The sequence below is a fragment of the Streptomyces lonarensis genome, from assembly GCF_012033735.1.
In the GTDB taxonomy this organism is placed as follows: Bacteria; Actinomycetota; Actinomycetes; order Streptomycetales; family Streptomycetaceae; genus Streptomyces; species Streptomyces lonarensis.
Window position 1 is genome coordinate 1 of record NZ_JAAVJD010000009.1, and the last position, 13388, is coordinate 13388.

Here is a 13388-nt window from a genome sequence, read left to right on the forward strand (position 1 = left end):
GGTCGGCCCGCCGTGTGCTCGCGGCACCGGTGCGCGGGGCCCCGAGCCGGCGGCCCCGCAACGCGGACGGGTCGTACCGCGCGGAGGCCGTGCTGACGCGTGGGACGGCAGCGCGGGGCGCCGCGCCACCGGGCCGGCACGCGCCGTGCGGCCTAGTGGCCGTCGTGCTCCGTCGCCCCGTCGTCAGTGTTCCCGTCGCCCGGGGCGCCGTCCTCCGGCGCCCCGGAGTCCTCGTAGTAGTCCTCCCACAGCGGGTCGTAGGGGAGGTGCTCGTGGAGCGCCTCCGCCACGTCCACCAGGGCGTTCACCTCGGGCGCGTAGCTGTCCGGGACATCGACCTCGACGAACACGGTGCGTTCGGTCGTCGTGAACCGGTGGCCGCCGTCGCTCTCCTCCAGCAGCCAGGAGACGTCGTCGACCATGACGGCGTCCGCGGTCGGCCGGTAGGTGTCGCTGCCCGGGGTCAGCACCGCGGGGCGCTCCGCGCCGCACCGCAGCACGATCGCCGGGTCGCCCCATGCCGCCGTGAAACGTGCCGGGCCCGCGACGTCGCGGGCTTCCTCCCCCTCCACCGTGGCCGGCAGCGCCGCCACCACCGCCTCGCACACCTCGGCCGCCTCACCGTCCGGCTGCGGGTCCTCGACGGAGAGCTCGGCCGAGGACCCGCACGCCGCGACGAGTGCGACCACCGGTAGCGACAGGGCGGGTGTCCACAGCGGGCGGCGGCGTACGGTAGAGGTCACCGGGCGATCATACGAGGGGCTACAGGTGCACTACGGGGCAGGTCAGCGTGCGGGTGATCCCCGGCACACGCTGCACTCGGGCGACCACCAGGTGCCCCAGCTCGTCGACGCTGGGGGCCTCGGCCCGCGCGATCACGTCGTACGGGCCGGTGACGTCGTCGGCCTGCACCACCCCGCTGATCCTGGAGATGACATCGGCCACGGTGGACGCCTTGCCCACCTCGGTCTGGATCAGAATGTAGGCCTGTACCACGGGTCCTCCTGGGCGGCTTCGAGGAACGGGGGCGCTACCGTAGCGCGTCACCACCTGCCGCCGGGACAGGGCCGGACGCCGATCGCGGCGGGTTGACGCGCCTTCGCGGCACACGACATGAGGAGAGCTGAGTGAGGGGCACCGTGGGCGAACTCGGGGAGTTCGGTCTGATCAGGGAACTGACCTCCCGGATCACCACCGCGCCGGCCGTGCGACTCGGCCCCGGGGACGACGCGGCGGTCGTGGCGGCCCCCGACCGCCGCGTCGTCGCCACCACCGACATCCTCCTCGAGGGGCGCCACTTCCGCCGTGACTGGTCCACCGCGTACGACGTCGGGCGGAAGGGCGCGGCGCAGAACCTGGCGGACATCGCAGCCATGGGCGCCGTCCCGACCGCGGTGCTGCTGGGGCTGGTCGTCCCCGCCGACCTGGCCGCCACCTGGCCGATCGAACTCATGGACGGTATCCGGGACGAGTGCGGCGTAGCCGGCGCCGGCGTCGCGGGCGGTGACGTCGTCCGCGGTGACCTCATCACGGTCTCGATCACCGCGCTGGGGGACCTGCGCAACAGGGAACCCGTCACCCGTTCCGGGGCGCGTCCCGGCGACGTCGTCGCCGTGACCGGCTGGCTCGGCTGGTCAGCAGCCGGCAACGCCGTGCTCTCCCGCGGGTTCCGTTCCCCGCGCGCCTTCGTGGAGGCGCACCGCCGCCCCGAGCCGCCGTACCCCGCGGGGCCGCTCGCCGCAGAGCTCGGCGCGACCGCCATGACGGACGTGAGTGACGGTCTTCTCGCCGACCTCGGCCACATCGCGCAAGCCAGCAAGGTGCGCATCAACATCCGTTCCGGCGACCTCGACGTGCCGGCGCAGATGAGCGACATCGGCAGTGCCGTCGGAGTCGACCCCCTGCAGTGGGTACTGACCGGGGGAGAGGACCACGCGCTGGTCGCCACCTTCCCGTCCGAGACCAAGCTGCCCGCCCGCTGGCGCCGGATCGGGGAGGTGAGGCACCCCTCGGCGCTGCCGCGGGTCACGGTGGACGACGCCCCCTGGGACGCCGCCGGCGGGTGGGACCACTTCGGCGACGCCGAGAGCCCCGTCACTGTGGACGGTGCCTGATGGCGCCCCGCCCCGCCCCGCCCCGTGTCCTCACCGTCGCCGGCTCCGACTCCGGAGGGGGCGCCGGTATCCAGGCTGACCTCAAGACCATGCTCGCCCTCGGCACCCACGGAATGAGCGTCGTCACCGCCGTCACCGCCCAGAACTCCCTGGGCGTCCACGGAGCCTGGCCGCTTCCCGCAGCAGCCGTGACCGCCCAGTTCCGCGCGGTCGTGGACGACATCGGTGTTCAGGCGGTCAAGACCGGGATGCTCGCCTCGGCGGAACTCGTCGAGACCGTCGCGGGACTGCTGCGCCCCCTTGACGTGCCGGTGGTCGTGGACCCGGTCGGGGTCTCGAAGCACGGCGACGCGCTCCTCGCCCACGACGCCCTCGACGCCGTCCGGCACCGTCTGCTGCCCGTGGCGACGGTCGCCACGCCCAACCTCGACGAGGTGACCCAACTCACCGGGATCACCGTCACCGACGAGTCAGGGCTGCGCGAGGCCGCGGTGGCCGTCCTCGCGTTCGGCCCACGCTGGGCGCTGATCAAGGGCGGCCACTTGCCGGGCGACGCCGTGGACCTGCTGACCGACGGCACCACCGAACACTGGCTGCGCGCCCCGCGGTCGGACAACAACCACACCCACGGAACCGGGTGCACCCTTGCCTCGGCCATCGCCGCGGGGCTGGCCGCCGGCCGCTCCGTGCCGGACGCTGTCGCCGAGGCCAAGAGCTACATCACGCGGGCTGTTGCCGCCGGTTTCGCTCTGGGCGCCGGGATCGGTCCGGTCGACCACGGGCACGCGCTGCGCGGCACGCCGGGCCGCTCCTGACTGGGGCGGCCCCTTCCGGCCGACCCCGTCCGAGGGAGGGAGTCGCGGACCGCGCGGTCGCCGGTCCGGCCGCCCCGCGCGCCACCCACCCCGGTTCGGGGCCGGTCACTGCGATTGATGCACCCCGCGCGCGCCCGCCGACCCCGACCGGCGCGGCACGGCTCGCTCGCGACGCCTCGGCGGGCATGCCGGGGCGCGGCGAATTTGTCGCTCTGCTGGGGGCATCGGACGGGGCGCTACGCCCCACACGGCAGCCACCGGAGTGGGGCATCGACAAGCGTCGCAGAGCCGCGCCGGTTGTTCGCGGGCATACGAAAGGCCGGCCCGCCAGAGGCGGACCGGCCTGACAGCCGCAGGCTGCGCCGGACCGGGTCCCCGCCGCAGCGGAGATCACCGGGTCAGCGCGTGACCTTGCCGGCCTTGATGCACGAGGTGCAGGCGTTGAGGCGCTTCGGCGTCCCGTTCACCTTCGCACGCACCCGCTGAATGTTGGGGTTCCAACGGCGGGGGGTGCGGCGGTGCGAGTGGGAAATGCTGTTGCCGAAGCCCGGCCCCTTGCCGCAGACATCGCAGTTGGCAGCCACGGGTCACTCCAAAGACGGGTCATCCCCGCGCTGCGGGGTGACGGAAGACGTACGCTTGGGCCCGACGTGATCGACCGCGCGGGCCCCAAGGGCCCGACGCTTCGGCGCCAGGAGGTCAGCCTGACTCTCGTCAGGCAACCGGAGCAGCATACCCCGGAGTGTCCCGGGCGTGAAAACCGGCCTGGCGCCCGGCGGCTCCCGGACCACCAAGGACGTGCCGCGACATAGGGTGCCAACGTCCCCGCTCCCCGCTCAGGAGGTCCGAAACGTGCCCCGACCGCTGGACGCCGCGGCGATCCGTCGCTGGTGCCGGTTCGCCCTCGAAGACCTGGGGCAGGCACGCGAGTCGATCGACGCCATCAACGTCTACCCGGTCGCGGACGGGGACACCGGCACCAACCTCTACCTGACCGTCGAGTCCGCGGCCCAGGCCGTCGAGGCCGCCGCAGGGGGCGACCCCACGCTCGCGGAGGCGGCACAGGCCATGGCGCACGGGGCGCTGATCGGCGCTCACGGGAACTCGGGAACGATCCTCGCCGAACTGCTGCGCGGCGTCGGCAACGTGCTCGCCGTCGCCGACGAACCGGTGCGCCCGGCCGATCTCGCCCGCGCACTGCGCGCTGCCTCCGACGCGGCCTACCGGGCGGTCGCCCGCCCCGTGGAGGGCACGATCCTGAGCGTGGCGGCTGCTGCCGCCGACGCGGCCGAGACCGCCGGCGCCCGCGCGTCGGTCACGCTTCCCGACGTCACCGCGGCCGCGAACGCGAGTGCCCGCGAAGCGCTGGCGGCCACCCCCGGCCAGCTCCAGGTGCTGGCCGCAGCCGGTGTCGTGGACGCCGGCGGACGGGGGCTGGTCGCGGTCCTGGCGGCGCTCGACGCCGCCGTCGGGGGACGGGCCCCCAGCCGCAGACCCCACCACGGACTCGGCCGGGACGCGAACCCGCACGGAGCGGTGCCCCGTGCCCACGACGCCGCGCGCGGGGCGGGCCGCTCCAGCGGGGCGGCGCCAGCCCGCCCCGCCGGTGACACGGGGCGGCGCCGGCACGACGAGGCAGGGGCGCGGCCCGAGGTGCCGGAGACCGGTCTGCCTCCAGGGGCAGCACCACGTGCGTCGTGCTGCCTCGGGGAGCCGTCGCACGGGGCCGGCCCCGTGCGACGGCTCGCCGACTGCCCCGAGTCGCCGGCGACCGGCGATGTCACCGCCGTTGCCGGCGGCACGCCGCGGACAGCGACCGGGGCGGGAGCCTCCGGCCCCGTGCAGGACCCGCGCGGCCCCAGCCACGAGGTCATCTACCTTCTCGAGGCGGACCAAGCGGCGCTCGATCTGCTCCGCCCCCGCCTGGAGAAGCTCGGGGACTCCCTCGTGATCGTGGGCGGCGACGGCCTGTGGAACGTCCACATCCACACCGACGACCCCGGCGCAGCCGTGGAGGTCGGAGTGGAGGCCGGCCGCCCCCACCGCATCCGCGTCACCCACCTCGGCGGCCGCACACCGGGCTCCGCCCCGCGCGCGCCCCGCGCCGTCCTCGGTGTGGTTCCGGGGCCCGGGCTCGCCTCCCTCTGCCACGAGGCGGGAGCGCAGACGCTGATCGTGCACGGGCACGAGCTTCCCGGCAGCGGCGAGCTCGCGGCTGCGATCCTCCGCGCGCACGCCGAGGAGGTCGTGCTGCTCCCCAATGACGACCGGCTCCGCCACGCCGCTGCCGCGGCAGCGGCGCAGGCACGGGGCGAGGGAGTCCGCGTCGCGGTCCTCCCCACCCGCAGCCCCGTCCAGGGACTCGCCGCCCTCGCCGTCCACACCCCCGGCCGCACCTTCGACGAGGACGTCGTCGCGATGACGGCAGCGGCCGGCGCCACGCGCTTCGGTGAACTCTCCGTCGCGACGGGGGAAGCCTGGACGACCGCCGGGATATGCCAGGCCGGTGACGTTCTCGGCCTGATCGACAGCGACATCGCCGTCATCGGCCGCGATCTCGCGGAGGTCGCCCTGACGGTGGTAGAACGCATGCTCGCGGCGGGCGGCGAACTCGTGACCCTGGTCCCCGGGGCGGGCGCGCCCCCCGACCTGGCTGACCGTATCGAGCGGCGGGTCCGCCGGTCGAGCCTCGCCGTCGACACGGTCGTCTACCACGGGCACCAGGCCTCCCCGCTGCTGATCGGGGTGGAGTGACGGGGCCCGCCCCGGCCCCGTGCAGTCGCCCCGTCCCGTAGGACGGAGCGGCCGCACGCCGCGACCGCGCCCCGCCGCAGCACCGGTGCCCCGATGTCACCGCCATGGTGTGCAATAGCTCCGTGACCGCCCCGTACACCACCCACAGCCCGCTCTCCGACGCGGTGGGCGGCTCCACCGCGAAGGTGCTGGCCGACCAACTCGACCTGCGCACCGTCGGCGACCTCCTCTACCACTTCCCCCGCCGCTACGCAGAGCGAGGCGAGCTGACCCGGCTGGCCGACCTGCCCCTGGACGAACACGTCACCGTGGTGGCCGAGATCGCCGACGCACGCGTGCACACCTTCAACCACGGCCGTGGCAGGCGCCTTGAGGTCACCGTCACCGACGGCAGCGGCAAGCTCCAGTTGGTGTTCTTCGGAAGTGCCGCCCACCACCACCGCCGGGAGCTCCTCCCCGGGCGCCGCGGAATGTTCGCTGGCAAGGTGTCCGTCTTCAACCGCAAGATGCAGCTCTCCCACCCTGCCTACCAGCTGCTCGGCGAGGACGAGACCGACGAGGCCGGACAGGCGGCGCAGGCGTTCGCCGACCGCCTCCTGCCGCTCTACCCCGCCTGCAAGCAGATCGAGTCGTGGAAGATCGCCAAGGCCGTCGACACCGTTCTCGACGTGTTGGAGGCAGCCGACTGGGCGGGGGTGGGGGACCCGCTTCCGCAGGCGCTGCGGGAGCGGCAGGAACTGCTCCCGCTGCCGCAGGCACTGCTCGGGGTCCACCGGCCCCGCACCCACCAGCAGCTCGAAGCGGCCCGGGAACGACTCAAGTGGGACGAGGCATTCGTTCTGCAGGTCGCGCTCGCGCGCCGCCGCCGGTCGACGGCGCTGCTGCGCGCCACGCCGCGGGCGCCGCGCGAGGACGGGCTCCTCAGCGACTTCGACGCCCGGCTTCCGTTCACCCTGACGGCGGGGCAGCGCCGCGTGAGCGAGGAGATCTTCCGCGAACTGGCCACGGACCACCCCATGCACCGGCTGCTGCAGGGCGAGGTGGGGTCGGGCAAGACCCTCGTCGCCCTGCGCGCGATGCTCGCCGTCGTGGACGCCGGCGGCCAGGCCGCGCTGCTCGCGCCCACGGAGGTGCTTGCGCAGCAGCACCACCGCTCCATCACGTCGATGATGGGCGACCTCGCCGAGGGAGGCCTCCTCGGAGGAGCGGACAACGGGACCAAGGTCGCGCTGCTGACCGGCTCCATGGGGGTGCCCGCTCGGCGGCGCGCCCTGCTCGAACTCGTCAGCGGAGAGGCGGGCGTCGTCATCGGCACCCATGCCCTGATCGAGGACGCGGTCCGGTTCCAGGACCTGGGCCTCGTCGTCGTCGACGAGCAGCACCGCTTCGGCGTGGAGCAGCGCGACGCACTGCGCTCGAAGGCGGCGACGCCCCCGCATCTGCTGGTGATGACCGCCACCCCCATCCCGCGCACCGTCGCCATGACGGTCTTCGGAGACCTGGAGACCTCAGTACTGGACGAGCTGCCGGCGGGCCGCTCCCCGATCGCCAGTCACGTCGTGCCGGCCGCCGACAAACCGCACTTCCTGGAGCGGGCCTGGGCCCGGGTCCGCGAGGAGGTGACAGCCGGGCACCAGGCGTACGTGGTCTGCCCGCGCATCGGTGACGACCCGGCCGCCGGGGCGGCCCGCGCCTCCGCCCCGGCCGGAGAGGAGGCCGACGCCGATGCCGGCGCGCCGCGCGAGGAAGCGGACGGGCGGCGAGCGCCGCTCGCCGTCCTGGATGTCGCCGCAGGGTTGGCCGAGGGGCCGCTCGCCGGTCTCCGCGTGGCTGTGCTGCACGGCCGCATGGCGCCCGACGACAAGGACGACGTGATGCGGCGCTTCGCCGCCGGCGAGGTGGACGTCCTCGTCGCCACCACGGTCATCGAGGTCGGCGTCAACGTCCCCAACGCCACCGCCATGGTCGTCATGGACGCGGACCGCTTCGGTGTCTCACAGCTCCACCAGCTGCGCGGCCGGGTCGGCCGCGGGAGCGCGCCGGGTCTCTGCCTGCTGGTGAGTGAGGCGCACGAGGCGTCCGCCGCACGGGCCCGCCTCGACGCCGTCGCGCGGACTCTTGACGGTTTCGAGCTGTCCCGCATCGACCTCGAGCAGCGACGGGAAGGCGACGTGCTCGGCCAGGCGCAGTCGGGTGGCCGCAGCTCGCTGCGCGTGCTGACGGTGGTGGAGGACGAGGAACTGATCGCCGAGGCGCGCACTGCCGCGACGGACCTCATCGCCCGTGACCCGGAACTCGCCGGCGAGCCGGAGCTGCGGCTCGTCCTCGACGCACTGCTCGACGCCGAACGGGAGAGTTACCTGGACAAGGGCTGAGCCGCGCCCTGTGGACCGCATTCCCGTGTCCCGCGGAAGGGCCCAGCGCCCCGTGCGAGCGACACGGGGCAGACCGGCACCTCGCGCCACCCCGGAACCACCGGCATGCCGCACGGGCCCCGCGTCGTGCCGCCGCCCGTCGACGCGGCCCTGCGCGCGGCGTATAGCGTGGTCCCCGGTGTCCCGCCGCCCCGCACCACGCGGTACGGGCCGCGCCCCGTGCGGGCCGGCGCGTGGACGCCCCGTGCCCCCTCGCGGCCCCTCGCCGCACCAGCCCAGTGAGGACTCCATGACCCGTGTCATCGGCGGATCGGCAGGCGGGCGCAGACTCGCCGTCCCACCCGGCGGGGGCACCAGGCCGACGTCGGACCGCGCGCGTGAGGGGCTCTTCTCCACGTGGCACGCGCTCTTCGGCGACCTGGACGGCGCGCGGGTCCTCGACCTGTACGCAGGGTCCGGGGCCGTGGGGCTGGAGGCGCTCTCCCGGGGAGCGTCGCACGCCCTCCTCGTCGAGGCCGACGCCCGCGCCGCGCGCGTGGTCCGGGAGAACATCCGCGCCCTCGGACTGCCGGGGGCCGAGCTCCGTTCGGGACGCGTCCGACAACTGGCGGCCGACACCCCACCGGAGCACCCCTACGACCTGGCGTTCCTGGACCCGCCCTATGTCGTGACGGACGCGGAGATCTCGGAGATCCTCGTCACACTCCTCGCGGGCGGCTGGCTCACCGGCGACGCACTCGTCACCGTGGAACGGGGCACGCGCGGGGGGCCGTTCCCATGGCCGTCCGGGTTCGCACCACTCCGCTCCCGCCGCTACGGCGAGGGCACGCTCTGGTACGGTCACGCCGCCGTCGACGACGACACGGACCGGTCATGACCGACCGTCGGAACGAGGAGAGACCGTTGCGCCGCGCAGTCTGCCCCGGGTCCTTCGACCCGATCACCTGTGGACATCTCGACATCATCGGCAGGGCGTCCAAGCTCTACGACACCGTGCACGTGGTGGTGATGATCAACAACTCGAAGAAGGGGCTGTTCTCCCTGGAGGAGCGCCTCGCCCTCATCGAGGAGGTGACCGCCGAGTTCGGGAACGTGGTCGTGGAGTCCTTCCACGGTTTGCTCGTCGACTACTGCAAGCAGCGTGACATTCCCGCCATCGTGAAGGGCCTCCGGGCGGTCAGTGACTTCGACTACGAGCTCCAGATGGCCCAGATGAACAACGGGCTCTCCGGCATCGAGACCCTGTTCATCCCCACCAACCCGACGTACAGCTTCCTGTCGTCGTCCCTGGTGAAGGAAGTCGCCGCATGGGGCGGCGACGTGTCGCACCTCGTGCCCGCGCCGGTGCTCCGGGAGCTGCGCGGCAAGCTGGCGCGCGACTGAGCCCGCGGCCGCCCTTCCCTGTCCCCGGAGCCGCGGCTCGGCTGCGCGGGCCCCGGGTGGGGCCGTACAGTCACTGCCGTGGACGTACACCAGAAACTCGATGAGATCGTCGCCTCGGTCGAGAGCGCCAAGTCGATGCCGATGTCGGCATCCTGCGTGATCAACCGCGGCGACCTGCTCGGCCGCCTCGAGGAGGTGCGCGGGGCGCTGCCCGGGTCGCTCGCCGAGGCGCAGCAGCTCCTCGGTGGCCGCGAACAGATGGTGGCGGAAGCCCGGCAGGAGGCGCAGAGCATCCTCGAGGCCGCCCGCAGCGAGCGCGGAAGCCTGGTCGACAACACCCAGGTGGTCCAGCGCGCCCAGGCCGAGGCCGCCCGCATCCTGGGCGAGGCGAAGCGGGAGGCGGCGACCGTCCGCGAGGAGGCGGACGACTACGTCGACAGCAAGCTCGCCAACTTCGAGGTGGTTCTCGGCAAGACCATCGGCTCCGTCGAGCGCGGCCGGACCAAGCTGCTCGGCCGAGACGGCGACCCCGCCGAGCTGGTCGCACAGGCCGACGCCTACGTCGAGGCCCAGTTCGGCGCCATCGAGGCGGTTCTCCGCAAGACTCTCGAGGCCGTGGGCCGGGGGCGTCAGAAGCTGACGGGACACCGCCCCTCCGACGAGCTGGGTTCGCTCAGCGGTCAGTCCGACGAGCGCGCCGACCAGGCCGCGGCCAACTACGGCCAGGAGCAGCCCGACACCTATTACTCCCACCCCGGTGACCGCCCCTCCTACGACTACGGCGACGACTTCCAGGGCTACGGCGAGCAGCAGGGGGCGTCCGGCGGCGGGTACGACTACACCACGACGGCCGGCACGGGGCAGGACAGCCCCTACGGGGGTCAGGTCGATCCCGCCTACGGTGGTGCCCACGCCTCCCACGGCGCGGGTCAGGGCGAGTACGTCGACGCCGCCGGTTACGGATACGGGCAGTCCGTCCCGGCCACCGCCGGTTACCAGCAGGGCGGCACCCTGGATGAGACCAGCCTCTTCGACACCGCGATGATCGACTCCGAGCAGTTGCGACGGTACGAGCAGGGCCGTTAGGGCGTCGCCCCGTCGCCCCGTCGCCCCGTCGCCCCGTCGCCCCGTCGCCCCGTCGCCCCGTCGCCCCGTCGCCCCGGCTTGTCCGCCGGCGGCGGCCTTCCGAGGACGGGCCCGCTCCGGCGGGGCCGCATCCCGGGTCGGCTTTCGTCGGCGCGTGGCCTGACGGGCTCGATTGGGCGGTAAGCGCATGGTGAAGTACCCTGGCTCTTCGGCCGTGGACATCTCACGGTCCGGGCTGCCCGGACGGACCCCCGTGGATCGTCCCGCAGTGTGGCCCACGCCGCCCGCGTAGAAAGCAGGACGTCCTGAAAGCCCCTCTCGACCACCGTGCCCCCCTCGTGTTCGACACGCGGGAGCTGGGGCGGAGGCCGGGTGCGCTGAAGCGGCTGTCCCGCACGGTTGTTTCACCCGGCGACCTCGCCACCGAGGTCATCGGTGTCCCCTCGGACGCCCGTATCGAGATCGACCTGCGTCTCGAGTCGGTGATGGACGGCGTGCTCGTCACGGGTACCGCGCGTGCGCCACTGACAGGCGAGTGCGTAAGGTGTCTGGAGCCGCTGAGCCAGCAGTGCGAAGCGGAGTTCCAGGAGCTGTACTCCTACCCCGACGCCGACGACCGGATCCGCCCCGCGGACGCCGGCGACGACGCCGAGGAGGAGGGGTTCCGCCTCGAGGGCGACCTGTTCGACCTCGAACCGGTACTGCGTGACGCGGTGGTGCTCTCACTGCCGCTGCAGCCGGTGTGTCGAGAGGACTGCCCCGGACTGTGCACCGAGTGCGGTGCGCGGCTCGCGGACGACCCCGACCATCAGCACGAAGAAGCCGTCGACATCCGTTGGGCGGCGCTGCAGGAGTTCGCCGGTGCCGAGGGCACCGACGAGCCGGCCGCAGAGCAAGCGAAGTCTCCTCGCTCCGGCGGGGACGAACCACAGGAGAAGTAGCCGTGGCTGTTCCGAAGCGGAAGATGTCGCGCAGCAACACGCGCCACCGTCGGTCCCAGTGGAAGGCTGTGGCTCCGAACCTGGCGACGTGTGACCGCTGCCAGGAGCCGAAGCTGCAGCACACCGCGTGCGGCAACTGCGGCACCTACAACCGCCGTCAGGTTCTCGAGGTCTGATCGGCGGGTGACAGGGTTCATGTCGGACGCCAGTACGTCGCTGAACGAGACGTCGGCGGACAGTTCCTCGTCCCACGCCATTCTGGAAGGGCGGCTCGGCCACCGGCTTGAGACCGCCCTTCTGGCGCGCGCTCTGACACATCGGAGCTACGCGTACGAGAACGGTGGGCTGCCGACCAACGAGCGGCTGGAGTTCCTCGGTGACTCCGTGCTCGGTCTGGTGGTCACGGACACGCTGTACCGCACCCACCCCGACCTGCCGGAGGGGCAGCTGGCCAAGCTGCGCGCCGCGGTCGTCAACTCGCGCGCTCTCGCCGAGGTCGCCCGCGGCCTCGACCTGGGCGCCTTCGTCCGTCTGGGCAGGGGCGAGGAGGGGACCGGCGGCCGGAACAAGGCCTCGATCCTCGCCGACACCCTCGAGGCGGTGATCGGCGCCGTCTACCTCGACAAGGGTCTCGAAGCCGCGGACGCCCTCGTCCACCGGCTCTTCGACCCGCTCATCGAGCGTTCCGCGGGGCTCGGCGCCGGCCTGGACTGGAAGACCAGCCTGCAGGAGCTGAGCGCGGCCGAGGGGCTGGGCGTGCCGGAGTACGTCATCGCTGAGGCCGGCCCGGACCACGAGAAGACCTTCACGGCTGCTGCTCGCGTCGGTGGTGTCACGCACGGCACCGGCACCGGCCGCAGCAAGAAGGAAGCGGAGCAGCAGGCGGCAGAGACCGCCTGGCGGGCCATTCGGGAGTCGGCAGACGCCAGGATCGCCGGCTCGGAGCCCGTCGTCCCGGGCGGGACCCCGGGTGCCTGAACTCCCCGAGGTGGAGGTCGTCCGCCGGGGGTTGGAACGGTGGACGACCGGCCGGATCATCGCCCGCGCGGAGGTCTACCACCCCCGCGCGGTGCGGCGGCACGAGACGGGCGCCGAGAACTTCTCCGCCCGTCTCCGAGGCTGCCGGACCCTGCCGCCCCGCCGACGCGGGAAGTACTTGTGGGTACCCCTGGTGCCGGACGCCGGAGGTGTCCCGCACCCTGGCGGCGAGGAGCAGCCCACCACGGCGCTGCTCGCGCACCTCGGCATGAGCGGGCAACTCCTGGTCCAGCCGTCCACCACCCCTGACGAGAAGCATCTCAGGGTACGGCTCGTCTTCGACGACGCGGAGGCGGGTGAGCTCCGCTTCGTGGACCAGCGCACCTTCGGCGGACTGTCGGTGCATCCCACGGTCGCGGACGACCCGGAGTTCCTCCCCGCGCCGATCGCGCACATTGCGCGCGACCCTCTCGATCCGCTGTTCGACGTGGAGAGCTGGTTGTCGCAGATGCGACGGCGCGACACCACCGTCAAGCGGGCGCTGCTCGACCAGAGCCTCATCAGCGGGGTCGGCAACATCTACGCGGACGAGGCGCTGTGGCGCGCCGGCGTGCACTTCGAGCGTGCCACCCAGAGCCTGACGCGTGGTGAGGCGCTGGCGCTGCTCGCCGCGGCACGCGAGGTCATGGAGGCCGCGCTCGACGCGGGCGGGACGAGTTTCGACAGCCTCTACGTCAACGTCAACGGCCAGTCCGGCTACTTCTCCCGCTCGTTGGATGCTTATGGGCGTGAGGGCGAGCCGTGTCGGCGGTGCGGTGCGCCGATCAGCCGGAGGTCCTGGACCAACCGGTCGAGTTACTTCTGCCCCGTCTGTCAGCAGGCGCCCTGAGAGGGTCGCGGCAGCCGAGTAGCGCCGCGCGGTCGGCCGGGCAGGCCCGGCCG

14 protein-coding genes are annotated in these 13388 nt (G+C 73.2%); 11 read left to right on the top strand and 3 right to left on the bottom strand.

Annotated features, from left to right (window positions below; translation table 11 throughout):
- Positions 1-152: 152 nt before the first annotated feature.
- On the bottom strand, positions 153-743 hold the full coding sequence (locus HCN56_RS02720; protein ID WP_312871013.1) for a DUF3515 domain-containing protein: 591 nt from the start codon (positions 741-743) through the stop codon (positions 153-155).
- A 19-nt stretch (positions 744-762) separates the two neighbouring features.
- Positions 763-996 (bottom strand): Lrp/AsnC family transcriptional regulator, encoded by a 234-nt coding sequence (locus HCN56_RS02725; RefSeq protein ID WP_167967819.1) that lies wholly within the window; start codon positions 994-996, stop codon positions 763-765.
- A gap of 131 nt (positions 997-1127) precedes the next feature.
- Here HCN56_RS02725 and HCN56_RS02730 point away from each other — a divergent pair, with 131 nt between their 5' ends.
- Both HCN56_RS02730 and thiD read left to right on the top strand, forming a co-directional pair.
- The gene (locus HCN56_RS02730) at positions 1128-2114 is read left to right on the top strand and encodes a thiamine-phosphate kinase (RefSeq protein ID WP_167967820.1); all 987 of its coding nucleotides are present in this window, start codon (positions 1128-1130) and stop codon (positions 2112-2114) included.
- Positions 2114-2929 carry a bifunctional hydroxymethylpyrimidine kinase/phosphomethylpyrimidine kinase gene (gene thiD / locus HCN56_RS02735; protein WP_209312273.1) on the top strand — a complete coding sequence of 272 codons (816 nt, stop codon included), beginning with the start codon at positions 2114-2116 and terminating at the stop codon, positions 2927-2929. The genes HCN56_RS02730 and thiD overlap by 1 nt, the downstream gene beginning before the upstream one ends.
- Positions 2930-3327: 398 nt before the next feature.
- Here thiD and rpmB read toward each other — a convergent pair whose 3' ends face one another.
- Positions 3328-3513: a 50S ribosomal protein L28 gene (rpmB, locus tag HCN56_RS02740; RefSeq protein ID WP_103501940.1), complete on the bottom strand. Its 186-nt coding sequence runs from the start codon at positions 3511-3513 to the stop codon at positions 3328-3330.
- 268 nt (positions 3514-3781) lie between these two features.
- Between rpmB and HCN56_RS02745 the strand changes: the two genes are divergently transcribed.
- From HCN56_RS02745 to mutM, 9 genes are all read left to right on the top strand, one after another.
- Positions 3782-5683 carry a DAK2 domain-containing protein gene (locus HCN56_RS02745; RefSeq protein WP_167967821.1) on the top strand — a complete coding sequence of 634 codons (1902 nt, stop codon included), beginning with the start codon at positions 3782-3784 and terminating at the stop codon, positions 5681-5683.
- Between the two features lie 122 nt (positions 5684-5805).
- Positions 5806-8058 carry an ATP-dependent DNA helicase RecG gene (recG, locus tag HCN56_RS02750; protein ID WP_312871014.1) on the top strand — a complete coding sequence of 751 codons (2253 nt, stop codon included), beginning with the start codon at positions 5806-5808 and terminating at the stop codon, positions 8056-8058.
- Positions 8059-8347: 289 nt separating this feature from the next.
- Positions 8348-8935, top strand: coding sequence for a 16S rRNA (guanine(966)-N(2))-methyltransferase RsmD (gene rsmD, locus HCN56_RS02755; RefSeq protein ID WP_167967823.1), 588 nt, complete (start codon positions 8348-8350; stop codon positions 8933-8935).
- Positions 8936-8961: 26 nt separating this feature from the next.
- Positions 8962-9441, top strand: a complete 480-nt coding sequence (gene coaD / locus HCN56_RS02760) for a pantetheine-phosphate adenylyltransferase (RefSeq protein WP_209312280.1) — start codon at positions 8962-8964, stop codon at positions 9439-9441.
- Positions 9442-9519: 78 nt separating this feature from the next.
- Positions 9520-10527, top strand: a complete 1008-nt coding sequence (locus HCN56_RS02765; protein WP_167967825.1) for a F0F1 ATP synthase subunit B — start codon at positions 9520-9522, stop codon at positions 10525-10527.
- A gap of 338 nt (positions 10528-10865) precedes the next feature.
- The gene (locus HCN56_RS02770) at positions 10866-11468 is read left to right on the top strand and encodes a YceD family protein (protein ID WP_167967826.1); all 603 of its coding nucleotides are present in this window, start codon (positions 10866-10868) and stop codon (positions 11466-11468) included.
- A 2-nt stretch (positions 11469-11470) separates the two neighbouring features.
- Positions 11471-11644 (top strand): 50S ribosomal protein L32, encoded by a 174-nt coding sequence (rpmF, locus tag HCN56_RS02775; protein ID WP_167931650.1) that lies wholly within the window; start codon positions 11471-11473, stop codon positions 11642-11644.
- A 19-nt stretch (positions 11645-11663) separates the two neighbouring features.
- Positions 11664-12446 (top strand): ribonuclease III, encoded by a 783-nt coding sequence (gene rnc, locus HCN56_RS02780; RefSeq protein WP_167967873.1) that lies wholly within the window; start codon positions 11664-11666, stop codon positions 12444-12446.
- Complete coding sequence (mutM, locus tag HCN56_RS02785) at positions 12439-13335, top strand: bifunctional DNA-formamidopyrimidine glycosylase/DNA-(apurinic or apyrimidinic site) lyase (RefSeq protein ID WP_167967827.1); 897 nt, start codon at positions 12439-12441, stop codon at positions 13333-13335. Before rnc ends, mutM begins: the two co-directional genes overlap by 8 nt.
- Positions 13336-13388: the final 53 nt, after the last annotated feature.

Excerpts from the sequence above, each read along its gene's own strand:
- rsmD (WP_167967823.1), top strand. The coding sequence starts at position 8,348 with ATGACCCGTGTCATCGGCGGATCGGCAGGCGGGCGCAGACTCGCCGTC.
- thiD (WP_209312273.1), top strand. The coding sequence starts at position 2,114 with ATGGCGCCCCGCCCCGCCCCGCCCCGTGTCCTCACCGTCGCCGGCTCC.
- rnc (WP_167967873.1), top strand. The coding sequence starts at position 11,664 with ATGTCGGACGCCAGTACGTCGCTGAACGAGACGTCGGCGGACAGTTCC.